Source organism: Streptomyces sp. NPDC058240 (assembly GCF_042882135.1).
In the GTDB taxonomy this organism is placed as follows: domain Bacteria; phylum Actinomycetota; class Actinomycetes; order Streptomycetales; family Streptomycetaceae; genus Streptomyces.
In genome coordinates, this window is sequence record NZ_JBHVWT010000006.1 from 268,357 (window position 1) to 281,685 (window position 13,329).

Annotated in this window: 13 protein-coding genes; 11 read left to right on the forward strand and 2 right to left on the reverse strand. The window is 68.8% G+C overall.

The window, feature by feature from the left end:
• Positions 1-6: 6 nt before the first annotated feature.
• The 8 genes from ACFVX4_RS15050 (at position 7) to ACFVX4_RS15085 (ending at position 10,067) form a co-directional block, all read left to right on the forward strand.
• Positions 7-1,788 (forward strand): 3-hydroxyacyl-CoA dehydrogenase family protein, encoded by a 1,782-nt coding sequence (locus ACFVX4_RS15050; protein ID WP_389976433.1) that lies wholly within the window; start codon positions 7-9, stop codon positions 1,786-1,788.
• A 133-nt stretch (positions 1,789-1,921) separates the two neighbouring features.
• Entirely contained in the window at positions 1,922-2,737 is an 816-nt protein-coding gene (locus ACFVX4_RS15055) for a TetR family transcriptional regulator (RefSeq protein ID WP_385339086.1), read from the forward strand.
• Between the two features lie 80 nt (positions 2,738-2,817).
• Positions 2,818-3,612: a GNAT family N-acetyltransferase gene (locus tag ACFVX4_RS15060; protein ID WP_389976436.1), complete on the forward strand. Its 795-nt coding sequence runs from the start codon at positions 2,818-2,820 to the stop codon at positions 3,610-3,612.
• A 370-nt stretch (positions 3,613-3,982) separates the two neighbouring features.
• Positions 3,983-5,356, forward strand: coding sequence for a crotonyl-CoA carboxylase/reductase (ccrA, locus tag ACFVX4_RS15065; RefSeq protein WP_389976439.1), 1,374 nt, complete (start codon positions 3,983-3,985; stop codon positions 5,354-5,356).
• Between the two features lies 1 nt (position 5,357).
• Positions 5,358-7,370, forward strand: a complete 2,013-nt coding sequence (locus ACFVX4_RS15070; protein ID WP_389976442.1) for a protein meaA — start codon at positions 5,358-5,360, stop codon at positions 7,368-7,370.
• The gene (locus ACFVX4_RS15075) at positions 7,367-8,329 is read left to right on the forward strand and encodes an HpcH/HpaI aldolase/citrate lyase family protein (RefSeq protein ID WP_385338505.1); all 963 of its coding nucleotides are present in this window, start codon (positions 7,367-7,369) and stop codon (positions 8,327-8,329) included. The genes ACFVX4_RS15070 and ACFVX4_RS15075 overlap by 4 nt, the downstream gene beginning before the upstream one ends.
• A 2-nt stretch (positions 8,330-8,331) precedes the next feature.
• On the forward strand, positions 8,332-8,859 hold the full coding sequence (locus tag ACFVX4_RS15080; protein ID WP_266429162.1) for a MaoC family dehydratase: 528 nt from the start codon (positions 8,332-8,334) through the stop codon (positions 8,857-8,859).
• Positions 8,860-8,861: 2 nt separating this feature from the next.
• Positions 8,862-10,067 carry an acyl-CoA dehydrogenase family protein gene (locus ACFVX4_RS15085; RefSeq protein WP_389976445.1) on the forward strand — a complete coding sequence of 402 codons (1,206 nt, stop codon included), beginning with the start codon at positions 8,862-8,864 and terminating at the stop codon, positions 10,065-10,067.
• A 35-nt stretch (positions 10,068-10,102) separates the two neighbouring features.
• Here ACFVX4_RS15085 and ACFVX4_RS15090 read toward each other — a convergent pair whose 3' ends face one another.
• Complete coding sequence (locus tag ACFVX4_RS15090) at positions 10,103-10,246, reverse strand: hypothetical protein (RefSeq protein WP_266429158.1); 144 nt, start codon at positions 10,244-10,246, stop codon at positions 10,103-10,105.
• A 2-nt stretch (positions 10,247-10,248) separates the two neighbouring features.
• Between ACFVX4_RS15090 and ACFVX4_RS15095 the strand changes: the two genes are divergently transcribed.
• Both ACFVX4_RS15095 and pssA read left to right on the forward strand, forming a co-directional pair.
• Complete coding sequence (locus ACFVX4_RS15095; protein ID WP_266429156.1) at positions 10,249-10,896, forward strand: phosphatidylserine decarboxylase; 648 nt, start codon at positions 10,249-10,251, stop codon at positions 10,894-10,896.
• Entirely contained in the window at positions 10,883-11,740 is an 858-nt protein-coding gene (gene pssA / locus ACFVX4_RS15100; RefSeq protein ID WP_202553726.1) for a CDP-diacylglycerol--serine O-phosphatidyltransferase, read from the forward strand. Before ACFVX4_RS15095 ends, pssA begins: the two co-directional genes overlap by 14 nt.
• 155 nt (positions 11,741-11,895) lie before the next feature.
• Here the strand turns inward: pssA and ACFVX4_RS15105 are convergent, their stop codons facing one another.
• Positions 11,896-12,417 (reverse strand): hypothetical protein, encoded by a 522-nt coding sequence (locus ACFVX4_RS15105; protein ID WP_389976449.1) that lies wholly within the window; start codon positions 12,415-12,417, stop codon positions 11,896-11,898.
• Positions 12,418-12,770: 353 nt separating this feature from the next.
• Here ACFVX4_RS15105 and ACFVX4_RS15110 point away from each other — a divergent pair, with 353 nt between their 5' ends.
• Positions 12,771-13,169 (forward strand): DUF6221 family protein, encoded by a 399-nt coding sequence (locus tag ACFVX4_RS15110; protein ID WP_389976451.1) that lies wholly within the window; start codon positions 12,771-12,773, stop codon positions 13,167-13,169.
• Positions 13,170-13,329: the final 160 nt, after the last annotated feature.

The window sequence follows — 13,329 nt, forward strand, 5'->3', positions numbered from 1 at the left end:
CCCGTGATGGACACCCCGCTCAGCACCATTGCCGTCGTCGGCCTCGGCACCATGGGCACCGGCATCGCCGAGGTCCTGGCCCGCGCCGGCCACGAGGTCATCGGCATCGACATCAGCGACGCGGCCGCCCGTCAGGCCGTCGCCGCCCTGGAAGCCTCGACCGCCCGCGCGGTGCGGCGCGAGCGGATCACCGAGGAGGAGCGGAGCGATGTCCTCGCCCGGTTCCGTACCTTCGCCGACCTCCGGGCCGCCGCGGAGGCGGAGCTGGTCATCGAGGTCGTGCCCGAGTCGTACGAGATCAAGCAGCAGGTCTTCCGGGAGCTCGACGCGATCGTCTCCCCCACCGCGATCGTGGCGACCGGCACCAACGCCCTTTCGGTGACCCGGCTGGCCGCCGAATCGCTGCGCCCCGAGCGCGTGCTCGGTCTGCACTTCTTCAACCCGGCACCGGCGATGAAGCTGGTCGAGGTGGTGTCCTCGGTGCTGACCGCGCCGCCGGCCGTCGAGGCGGTCACCGCGCTCGCCCGCAGCCTGGGCAAGGAGCCGGTCGCGGTCGGCGACCGGCCGGGCTTCGTCGCCGACGGGCTGCTGTTCGGGTACCTCAACCAGGCCGCCGCGATGTACGAGGCCAACTACGCCTCCCGGGAGGACATCGACGCGGCGATGAAGCTCGGCTGCGGTCTGCCGATGGGACCGCTCGCCCTCCTCGACCTGATCGGGGTCGACACCGCCCGTACCGTCCTGGAGGCGATGTACTCCGAGTCGCACGACCGGCTGCACGCCCCGGCGCCCGTTCTCCGGCAGCTGAGCGAGGCGGGGCTGACCGGCCGCAAGTCGGGCCGCGGCTTCTACACGTACGAGGCGTCCGGCAGCCAGACCGTGATGCCGGACGCGCTGACCCCGCAGGACGACCGGTCGGCGGTGGCCGGGCGTACGGTGCGTTCGGTGGGTGTCGCGGGTTCCGGGACGATGGCCTCGGGGATCGCCGAGGTCTTCGCGAAGGCCGGGTACGACGTGGTGCTCGCCGCCCGCGGCCAGGAGAAGGCGGACACGGCGAAGGGCCGGATCGCCAAGTCGCTGGAGCGTTCCGTCACCAAGGGGCGGCTGACGGCCGAGGCGCGGGACGGGGCCCTGGCCCGGATCACCGCGGCCGGTTCGCTGGACGCCTTCGCCGATGTCGATCTCGCGGTGGAGGCCGTCGCCGAGGACCTGGCGGTCAAGCAGCAGTTGTTCGGGACCCTGGACAAGGTCTGCAAGCCGGGTGCCGTCCTCGCCACCACCACCTCGTCGCTGCCGGTCGTGGCGATCGCGCGGGCCACCTCGCGTCCGCAGGACGTGATCGGGATGCACTTCTTCAACCCGGCGCCGGCGATGAAGCTGGTCGAGGTGGTCCGTACGGTGCTCACCGCCGACGACGTCCACGCCACCGTCCGTGAGGTCTGTGCCAAGGTCCGCAAGCACCCGGTGGACTGCGGGGACCGGGCCGGTTTCATCGTGAACGCGCTGCTGTTCCCGTATCTCAACAACGCGATCAAGATGGTCGAGGAGCACTACGCGACCCTCGACGACATCGACGCCGCGATGAAGCTGGGCGGCGGCTACCCGATGGGCCCGTTCGAACTGCTCGACGTCGTCGGGCTCGATGTCTCCCTGGCCATCGAGAAGGTGCTGCACAGCGAGTTCCGCGACCCGGGTCTGGCTCCGGCTCCGCTGCTCGAACATCTGGTGGCCGCCGGCTGCCTCGGCCGCAAGACGGGGCGCGGCTTCCGCGAACATGCCCGGCGCTGAGAGGGTCCGCGACGCCGCGGAACCCGCCGTCGGCCCCTCCGGGCCGGGGGCGGGGTGGGGAGGGCTGCTCGATCCTTCGGGCGGCCCGCCCCCACGGGCGCACTCCCCCGACCCGATGCAGTACGTTCACACCATGTCCCAGCCCGCCAGGTCCCCCCGTGTCTCCGCCGCGCCCGACGCCCCGGAAAGTGCCGCAGGCACGCGCGCCGCCGCCCAACGGCTCAAAATGCGCCGTGAACTGGCCGCCGCGGCGATGGAACTCTTCGCCACGAAGGGGTACGAGGCAACGACGGTCGACGAGATCGCGGGCGCCGCCGGAGTCGCCCGGCGGACCTTCTTCCGGCACTTCCGCTCCAAGGAAGAGGCGATCTTCCCGGACCACGACGACACCCTCGTCAGGGCCGAGGCCGTCCTCAATGCCGCACCGGCGCACGAGCACCCCCTCGACACCGTCTGCCGCGGCATCAAGGAAGTCATGAAGATGTACGCGGCCAAGCCCGCGGTCTCCGTGGCCCGTTACAAGCTGACCCGCGAGGTCCCCACCCTGCGCGAGGCGGAGATCGCCTCGGTGGCCCGCTACGAGCGGCTGTTCACCCGCTATCTGCTGGGCCATTTCGACGAGCGCGACCACCACGTCGGCAACGACGACCCGCTGCTGGCGGAGGTCGCGGCGTCCGCCGTGGTCACCGCGCACAACCATGTGCTGCGCCGCTGGCTGCGGGCGGGCGGCGAGGGTGACGTCGAGGCTCAGCTCGACCATGCCTTCGCGATCGTCCGCGACACCTTCGGGACCGGCATCGGGGCCGGCCGGACCGTCGGCGCCGAGCCCGCGAAGCAGCCGGCCGCCTCGGTGACGTCCCAGGGCGAGGTGCTGGTCGCCGTGGCGCGCACTGACGCGCCGCTCGACGAAGTGATGCGCACGATCCAGCAGGCGCTCCAGGACCGCTGACCGGGGCGTGCCGGCCGGCACGCCCGCACCACCGCCGAATCCTGGTTGCCGCAGCCGCGCACCGGTGCTGTGGTGGGCGGATGAATCATGATCACGAAGCACTGCTGGCCCTCTTCGACCGCGAGATGCGCGAGCACGCCCGCCCCGACGGCCCCGGCGTCCGGGTCGAGCGCACCGGTGACGTCGTACGGCAGGTCGGCACGGCCGACGACTGGAACGGCGTCGTCTGGTCGGCCCCGGACCTGGATCCCGCACGGGCGGACGCGGTGATCGCGGCCCAGGTGGCGCACTACGCGGCGCTCGGGCACGGCGAGTTCGAGTGGAAGCTGTACGCGCACGACCGGCCGGCCGATCTGGCGCACAGGCTTCTGGCGGCCGGTTTCGAGGCGGAGGAGCCGGAGACCCTGCTGGTCGCCCCGGTCGCGGACCTCTCGACGGCGGTGGAACTCCCCGACGGCGTGCGGCTGCGCACCGTGAGTGACGCGGAGGACGTGGAGCTGATGGCCCGCGCCCATGAGCGGGCGTTCGGCTCGGACTGGTCGCGGCTGCGGCATCAGGTGCTGGCCAGGCTGGCCGAGAATCCGGACGGCTTCGTCGGCGTCCTCGCCATGGTGGGCGACGAGCCGGTGAGCTCGGCCCGGATGGAGCTGTACCCGGGCACGGGCTTCGCGGGGCTCTGGGGCGGCGGAACGGTCGAGGCGTGGCGCGGGAAGGGCGTCTACCGGGCCCTGGTGGCCTTCCGCGCCCGGATCGCGGCGGAGCGCGGCTACCGCTACCTTCAGGTCGATGCCTCCGACATGAGCAGCCCGATCCTCCGGCGGCTCGGATTCGTGGCCCTGAGCACCACGACCCCCTATGTGTACCGGTCTCACTGATCGATCATTCGCCCTCACCTACCCGGCATATCCCTGCGAAACACCCCCCTCACCGCTCATCGGTGCCCTGCGGGTGACAAGTGAGAGAAATTGTTGGCACCGAGTGCCTTGCCAGGTGTCACGGAGTGCCATACGTTGAAGTTGTCCGGGCGGCCGGCGTGCTGAGATCTCACGTACGCCGGCTGTCCCCGCAAGCGATTTGCCTGCGCGCCCGGACGCCTGCGTCACAGGCAACCCCTTCTGCTCCACAGAGCAAGCCGAAGCTTTGACAGCCGAACCGACGGCACCACCTCCACACCACACCGCTCCCCTCTTGCTCGCAGGGACTCTCAAGCGATCCCTCAGCGCCCCCATCCGCCGGAGGCACACCGTGAAGGAAATCCTGGACGCGATCCAATCGCAGGACAGCACAGCCGCGGACTTCGCGGCCCTGTCCATTCCTGAGTCGTACCGCGCGGTGACCGTGCACAAGGACGAGACCGAGATGTTCCACGGGCTCTCCACCCGCGACAAGGACCCCCGCAAGTCGCTGCACCTCGACGAGGTCCCGGTGCCCGAACTCGGGCCCGGCGAGGCCCTGGTCGCCGTCATGGCGAGCTCGGTCAACTACAACTCCGTGTGGACCTCGATCTTCGAGCCGATGTCCACCTTCGGCTTCCTGGAGCGCTACGGAAGGCTCAGCGAGCTCACCAGGCGCCACGACCTGCCGTACCACGTCATCGGTTCCGACCTGGCGGGCGTCGTCCTGCGGACCGGTCCCGGCGTCAACGCCTGGCACCCCGGCGACGAGGTCGTCGCCCACTGCCTCTCGGTCGAACTGGAGTCCTCGGACGGCCACAACGACACGATGCTCGACCCCGAGCAGCGCATCTGGGGCTTCGAGACCAACTTCGGCGGCCTGGCGGAGATCGCACTCGTCAAGTCCAACCAGCTGATGCCGAAACCGCAGCACCTCAGCTGGGAGGAGGCCGCGGCTCCCGGCCTGGTCAACTCCACCGCGTACCGCCAGCTCGTCTCGCGCAACGGCGCCGGCATGAAGCAGGGCGACAACGTGCTGATCTGGGGCGCCAGCGGCGGACTCGGCTCGTACGCCACGCAGTTCGCGCTGGCCGGCGGCGCCAACCCGATCTGTGTCGTCTCCAACGAGCAGAAGGCCGACATCTGCCGGAAGATGGGTGCCGAGGCGATCATCGACCGCAACGCCGAGGGCTACAGGTTCTGGAAGGACGAGCACAACCAGGACCCGCGCGAGTGGAAGCGGTTCGGCAAGCGCATCCGTGAACTCACCGGCGGCGAGGACGTGGACATCGTCTTCGAGCACCCGGGCCGCGAGACCTTCGGCGCCTCGGTGTACGTGACCCGCAAGGGCGGCACGATCGTCACCTGCGCCTCCACCTCCGGCTACAACCACGAGTACGACAACCGCTACCTGTGGATGTCGCTGAAGAGGATCGTGGGCTCGCACTTCGCCAACTACCGCGAGGCGTGGGAGGCCAACCGGCTGGTCGCCAAGGGCAAGATCCACCCCACGCTGTCGAAGGTCTACTCCCTGGAGGAGACCGGCCAGGCCGCGTACGACGTCCACCGCAACCGCCACCAGGGCAAGGTCGGCGTGCTGGCGCTGGCGCCGCGCGAGGGGCTGGGCGTGCGCAACGAGGAACTGCGCGAGCAGCACATCGACGCCATCAATCTGTTCCGTGACGCGTCAGCGGAGCGGGCCGACGAACACAGCAGGGACGTCTGATATGAGCGGGCGTCAGAAGGACCGCCCGTGGCTCATGCGGACGTATGCCGGTCACTCGACCGCCGAGGCGTCCAACGAGCTCTACCGGCGCAACCTCGCCAAGGGCCAGACCGGCCTGTCGGTCGCCTTCGACCTGCCGACGCAGACGGGTTACGACCCCGACCACATCCTCGCCCGCGGCGAGGTCGGCCGGGTCGGCGTGCCCGTCTCGCACCTCGGTGACATGCGCCGGCTGTTCCAGGACATCCCCCTGGAGCAGATGAACACCTCGATGACGATCAACGCCACCGCGATGTGGCTGCTGGCGCTCTACCAGGTGGTCGCCGAGGAACAGGGCGCCGATCCCACGAAGCTCCAGGGCACCACGCAGAACGACATCGTCAAGGAGTACCTCTCGCGCGGGACGCACGTCTTCCCGCCCGGCCCCTCGCTGCGGCTGACCACCGACATGATCACGTACACGGTCAACCGCATCCCGAAGTGGAACCCGATCAACATCTGCAGCTACCACCTGCAGGAGGCGGGGGCCACTCCGGTCCAGGAGATCGCGTACGCCATGTCGACGGCCATCGCGGTCCTGGACGCCGTGCGCGATTCCGGTCAGGTGCCCGAGGAGCGGTTCGGCGATGTGGTCGCGCGGATCTCCTTCTTCGTGAACGCGGGCGTCCGGTTCATCGAGGAGATGTGCAAGATGCGCGCCTTCGGCCGCATCTGGGACCAGGTCACCCGCGAGCGGTACGGCATCACCGATGCCAAGCAGCGCCGCTTCCGCTACGGCGTCCAGGTCAACTCGCTCGGGCTGACCGAGGCGCAGCCGGAGAACAACGTCCAGCGCATCGTCCTGGAGATGCTGGCCGTCACCCTCTCCAAGGACGCCCGCGCCCGCGCCGTCCAGCTGCCGGCGTGGAACGAGGCGCTGGGGCTCCCCCGGCCCTGGGACCAGCAGTGGTCGCTCCGTATCCAGCAGGTGCTCGCGCACGAGAGCGATCTGCTGGAGTACGAGGACATCTTCGCCGGGTCGCACGTCATCGAGGCCAAGGTGGACGAGCTGGTCGCCGAGTCGCTCGCCGAGATCGACCGGATCGAGCGGATGGGCGGCGCCATGGCGGCCGTGGAGTCCGGCTATCTGAAGTCCGAGCTGGTCTCCTCGCACGCCGCCCGCCGGGCCCGGATCGAGGGCGGCGAGGAACGGATCGTCGGCGTCAACATCTACGAGACGACGGAGCCGAACCCGCTCACCGCGGACCTCGACGGGGCGATCATGACGGTCGACCCCGCCAATGAGGCCAGGGTCGTCGCCGCCCTGCACGACTGGCGCGACAACCGCGACGAGGCCCGCGCCACCGAGGCGCTGGCGGCGCTGAAGAAGGCCGCGGCGGGCACCGACAACATGATGGAAGCGACCGTGGAGTGCGCCCGCGCGGGTGTCACCACCGGCGAGTGGTCCTGGGCGCTGCGCGATGTCTTCGGCGAGTTCCGGGCCCCGACGGGCGTCTCGTCCGCGCCGGTCGCGGTGACCGCCGAGGCGGGCACCCCGCTCGCCCTGGTCCGCGAGAAGGTCGCCCGCACCGCGGCCGACCTGGGCGCCGGACGGCTGCGGCTGCTGGTCGGCAAGCCGGGCCTGGACGGACATTCCAACGGCGCCGAGCAGATCGCCGTACGGGCCCGTGACGCCGGTTTCGAGGTCGTCTACCAGGGGATCAGGCTGACCCCCGAACAGATCGTCTCGGCCGCGCTCGCCGAGGACGTGCACTGCGTCGGCCTGTCGATCCTGTCCGGCTCGCACGCCGAGCTCGTACCGGACGTGCTCACCCGGCTGCGCGAGGCGGGCGCCGCCGACATCCCGGTCATCGCGGGCGGGATCATTCCGCCCGCCGACGCGTCGGCCCTGATCGGGGCCGGTGTCGCCGCCGTATTCACCCCGAAGGATTTCGGTATCACGGAGATCATCGGCCGTATCGTCGACGAGATCCGGAAAGCGAACAAGCTCGACCCTCTGGAGGTCCCCGCATGACTGCCGTCAACCGCCTGCGTCCGCGCCGTTCGTGCCTGGCAGTGCCCGGCTCGAACCCGCGGTTCCTGGAGAAGGCCCAGGGCCTCCCCGCCGACCAGGTCTTCCTCGACCTGGAGGACGCCTGCGCGCCGCTCGCCAAGGAGGGCGCCCGGCACACCATCGTCGACGCGCTGAACAACGGTGACTGGACGGGCAAGACCCGGGTCGTGCGGGTCAACGACTGGACCACGCACTGGACGTACCGCGATGTCGTCACGGTCGTCGAGGGCGCCGGTCAGAACCTCGACTGCATCATGCTGCCCAAGGTCCAGGACGCCCAGCAGGTCGTCGCCCTCGACCTGCTGCTGACCCAGATCGAGAAGACGATGGGCTTCGAGGTCGGGAAGATCGGCATCGAGGCACAGATCGAGAACGCCAAGGGCCTGGTGAACATCGACGACATCGCCGCCGCCTCGCCCCGCCTGGAGACGCTGATCTTCGGCCCGGCCGACTTCATGGCGTCGATCAACATGAAGACCCTGGTCGTCGGTCAGCAGCCGCCCGGGTACGGCGCGGACGCGTACCACTACATCCTGATGCGCATTCTGATGGCGGCGCGTACGCACGACCTCCAGGCGATCGACGGTCCCTTCCTGCAGATCCGTGACGTGGACGCGTACCGCGAGGTCGCGGGCCGTGCGGCGGCGCTGGGCTTCGACGGCAAGTGGGTGCTCCACCCGGGCCAGGTCGACGCGGCCAACGAGGTGTTCTCGCCCTCGCAGGAGGACTACGACCACGCCGAGCTGATCCTCGACGCGTACGAGTGGTGCACCTCCGAGGAGGGCGGCAAGAAGGGCTCGGCGATGCTCGGCGACGAGATGATCGACGAGGCGAGCCGCAAGATGGCCCTGGTCATCGCGGGCAAGGGCCGCGCGGCCGGTATGCAGCGCACCTCCAAGTTCGAAGCACCGGAGGCCTGATCATGCAGTTCGGACGCACATACGAGGAGTTCGAGGTCGGTGCGGTCTACAAGCATTGGCCCGGGAAGACGGTCACCGAGTACGACGACCACCTCTTCTGTCTGCTGACCATGAATCATCACCCGTTGCACATGGACAGCAACTACGCGGAACGGACGACCGATTTCGGAAAGAATGTTGTAGTCGGCAACTACATCTACTCGCTGTTGCTCGGCATGTCCGTCCCGGACGTCTCCGGAAAGGCGATCGCCAATCTGGAGGTCGAGTCGCTGAAGCATGTCGCACCGACCTTCCACGGCGACACGATCTACGGCGAGACGACCGTTCTCGACAAGACTCCGTCAAAATCCAAGAGCGACCGCGGAATCGTCCACGTGGAGACCAAGGGCTACAAGCAGGACGGGACACTCGTCTGCGTGTTCCGCCGCAAGGTGATGGTCCCCACCGAGACGTACATCAAGGAACGCGGCGGCGAGCAGCCCGGCCGCCCGGAGCTGAACCAGCCTTCGCAGAAGAACGTGGAGAAGTAGCCATGACGCGACTCGCCCAGACCGCCGGCCTCAACGACGTCCAGCAGGAAATCCTCTCCACGGTCCGGGATTTCGTCGACAAGGAGATCATTCCGGTCGCGACCCGGTTGGAGCACCGTGACGAGTACCCCACCGAGATCGTCGAGGGGCTCAAGGAGCTCGGCCTGTTCGGGCTGATGATCCCCGAGGAGTACGGGGGCCTGGGTGAGTCGCTTCTCACATACGCGCTGTGCGTGGAGGAGATCGCCCGCGGCTGGATGAGCGTGTCGGGAATCATCAACACGCACTTCATCGTGGCGTACATGCTGAAGCAGCACGGCACCCAGGAGCAGAAGGACACGTTCCTGCCGCGCATGGCGCTGGGCGAGGTCCGGGGCGCGTTCTCGATGTCCGAGCCGGCGCTGGGCTCGGACGTCTCGGCAATCACCTCCAAGGGCGTCAGGGAAGGCGAGGAGTACGTCCTCAACGGCCAGAAGATGTGGGTGACGAACGGTGGCACGTCCTCGCTCGTCGCCGTTCTGTGCCGGAGTGACGAAGGCCACCCCGAGGGGACCGCCCCGCACAAGTCGATGACTACATTCCTGGTGGAGAAGGAGCCCGGTTTCGGCGAGGTCCGGCCCGGTCTCACCATTCCCGGCAAGATCGACAAAATGGGCTACAAGGGCGTCGACACGACCGAACTCATCATGGATGGGCTACGAATTCCGGCCAATCGGGTGCTGGGCGGCACCACCGGTCGAGGGTTTTACCAAATGATGGACGGAGTCGAGGTCGGCCGGGTGAATGTGGCCGCGCGTGGCTGTGGCGTCGCACAGCGCGCATTCGAGTTGGGCGTTTCCTACGCCCAGCAGCGCCAGACCTTCGGAAAGCCGATCGCCCAGCACCAGGCGATCCAGTTCAAGCTGGCCGAAATGGCCACCAAGGTCGAAGCCGCCCATGCGATGATGGTAAATGCAGCGCGCAAAAAGGACTCCGGGGAACGAAACGACCTGGAGGCAGGGATGGCGAAGTACCTCGCCTCCGAGTACTGCAAGGAAGTCGTCGAGGACGCCTTCCGCATCCACGGCGGTTACGGCTTCTCCAAGGAGTACGAGATCGAGCGCCTCTACCGGGAGGCCCCGATGCTGCTCATCGGTGAAGGTACCGCCGAGATCCAGAAAATGATCATCGGGCGCCGAATCCTCGAGGAGTATCGGATCCAGGGGTGATTGTCCCTTTCGGGGTAATTTAGCCGCGAAGAAGATCACACCCTGTCATCCTCGGCCGGTGCCTTCCAGCCGTCCGACTCGGCTGCTGGCTTGCCCAGTTGTTGCTCGCAACCGATAACATCGCCGGAAAAGCCGCCGTCCCCCGTTGCCAGCGCGGCATCATCCGCTACGAAGGTCATCCATGCCCGACAGCCAAACCTCTGCACCACGCGGCGGGGTCCGCCTTGCGCGCGGAGCTTCGCCGTGGCTCCTCCCGACCGTCGCCACCGCGGCGCTCAGCCTCACCCGGGCCCGCAAGTCCGGACGCTGGGCCGCGGTCGCCGTGCCCACCACCGCGCTCGCGGCGGGCATGCTGTGGTTCTTCCGCGACCCCGAGCGCGAGATCACCCAGGGCCGGGTCATTTCGCCGGCCGACGGCGTGGTGCAGAGCATCATGCCGTGGAAGGACGGGCGCACCCGCGTCGCGATCTTCATGAGTCCGCTGAATGTCCACGTCAACCGTGCGCCCCTGGCCGGCACGGTGACGTCGGTCGAGCACATCCCCGGCGGGTTCGTTCCGGCGTTCAACAAGGAGAGCGAGAACAACGAGCGCGTTGTCTGGCACTTCGACACCGAGCTCGGCGACATCGAGATGGTGCAGATCGCGGGTGCGGTCGCCCGGCGCATCGTCCCGTACATCCCGCAGGGCACGAAGGTGGAACAGGGCGAGCGCATCGGTCTGATCCGCTTCGGCTCGCGGGTCGACATCTACCTTCCGGAAGGTGTCGATGTCGCGGTCGAGGTCGGCCAGGCCACCACCGCGGGGGTGACTCGAATTGACCGTGATTGATCCTGATACACAGGCCGGCTGGGTGCCCGAGTCGGAGTCCGAGGAGGACGCCGGCGAGGACATGCCGCTCTCTCTGCGGCTGTCGATAGCGGACACCCTCACTCTCGGTAACGCCACGTGCGGCTTCATGGCGGTGTACTTCACCACCACCGGAATCCTCATCCCGCACCTCACGGGCAGCGACGAGAGCGGCATGGCCCGGCACTCCGCGGCCACCGCCGTGATCCTGATGCTCCTGGCGGCGGTCTTCGACCTCTTCGACGGGCTCGTGGCGCGCAAGCTGCGCTCCTCGCCGATGGGTGCCGAGCTGGACAACCTCTCGGACCTGATCAGCTTCGGGCTCGCCCCGGCGTACTTCGTCCTGGTGTACGGCATGGTCGCGGACGATGCGCACCAGCGGGTGTCGGCGCTGGCGGCGATCGTGGTGCTGCTGGCGGTGGTGCTCAGGCTTGCGAGATTCTCGTGCGTGACCATGAAGGACGGCATGTTCCAGGGCATGCCGAGCCCCTTCGGAGCGCTCACGGTCGTCTCGATCGTGCTCCTGGAGCTGCCCTTCGTGCCGACACTGCTCGCGATCGTCGGGGTGGCGTGGCTGATGGTCAGCCGGGTCGAGTACCCGAAGCCGCGGGGCGTCCTCGCGGTGGCGATGCTCAGCTGGATCGTGGCCGCGATGGGGCTCCTCGCCGCGTGGGCGTTCGACGCCCCCGGCGGCCAGCTGCTCCTCCAGACCGGCTGTGCGCTCCAGGTGGTCCTCGGAGCGGTCATCCCGCTCTTCGCGACCGCCCGGCGGGTGAACACCTTCCGCGACAACCGGCGTGAGGCACGGACGGCCCAGCTGCCGTAGCGGCACGCAAGACTCATGCGGAAGGCCCCGGGTGCTCCCCAGCATCCGGGGCCTTCCGCATGCGGTGGGAGCTCGGGCAGCCGCCCCGCGAGGTCCCGTCGCACGGGGCTCCGCCCCAGTGCACGGGGCCCTGTCTCAGTTGGCGGGGCCCTGTCTCAGTTGGCGGGTTTCGCGTACCCGCTGCAGGCGAGCCCCTCGCCCCGGCGGCTGTTCCGCGTGACGTAGCTGAGCCCCTCCCGCACGGTGTCCGTGCTGAAGTGGACCGACTCGGGCGGCCGGACACCGATGTTCGCGCTGGGGCTGAACGCCAGATAGATCCCTATCGGCAGGAACAGCAGCGAGGCGGGTATCGCCAGGACCTGGAACAGGATGTTGCCGTCGGCGAAGCCGATGATCCACAGCGCCGCGACCACGCCCAGCAGGACGACGGCCGCGACCAGGGAGCGGGCCACCGGGCCACGGCGGAGGCGCTTGGTCGTCTCCAGGTCCTGGATGACGAACACGCCCTCCCGGCCGCACCGCCCGCACTTCAGGGCGGCCCGCAGCTCGCCGTGGTCGGGGCGTCGTACCACGCACGTGGTCTCCCGCGTGTTGCTGCGCGTGAGGCCGGGCTCCTGTCTGATCTCCATCTGATGCACCATGGTGAGCTTGATCTGCTCCGGTACGGTCCACGACACTGGGTGCTCCTCAGCCCGGTCCATGAGACAGCGCCCTCTGCGGACGTGACCTGGACTGCGTCCACGGCCGGCTCCTGGTCGGCGTAGCGTGCCGAACAACCGTGCGCCGATCCCTCTCGAAAGGGATCGTGCCACAGACCGCCGTGCTCGGACCAGGGTCCACCGTTCCTGGCCAACTCGCCGATCGGGTAATGGCGTTGGACGGGCAGGCGCCCGGTGTCGGCTCAGCCCGAGGTGATCGGAAGCATGGGCACAGTATGTTGGGGCCCCTGGGAGTTCGAGCGGGGCGTCCGTTCCGCGGTGGGCGCGGTCCCCGGAAACCAGGCCATGATGATGAAGGACTCGGAACCCCGATGACAGACAACTCCGACATGATCGACTTCGTTCGGGCACGCCTCGCCGAGGAGGAACGCATCGCGCAGGCGGCGGGCGGCGACAGCTGGCGGTGTCCGGCCGATGTCCCCGGCGAAGTCCACGACCGGTCCGGGGGCATCGCGTTCAGCGTGCGGAATCTCGGTTTCGACCAGCACATCGCCTTCCAGGACCCCGCGCGCACGCTGCGCCGCATCGAGACGAGCAGGGTGCTCCTCGACGAGTACGCGGAGGTCGCCGACCTGGACACCGACCGGCCCGAGTCCGACTTCCGGTCCGGCCGGGCCGTGGGGCTGGGATTCGCCGTACGGCAGCTGGCCGCGGAACACGCCGGCCACCCCGGATACCGGGCCAGGTGGCTCCCCCGGTTCATCCAGTAACGACCCCGCGTGGTCGGCGCCCACCCCCGCGGGCACCGACCACACCTCTCAGTACTGTGCGCCCCGGGGGGTGCCTCTATGTTCTTCGTCAAGCGTGCAGGAGGCTTCGGTCCGGGCTCGATGTTCTCCGTGGGGCATGAGACTGTCTGGTTGTGTCGGA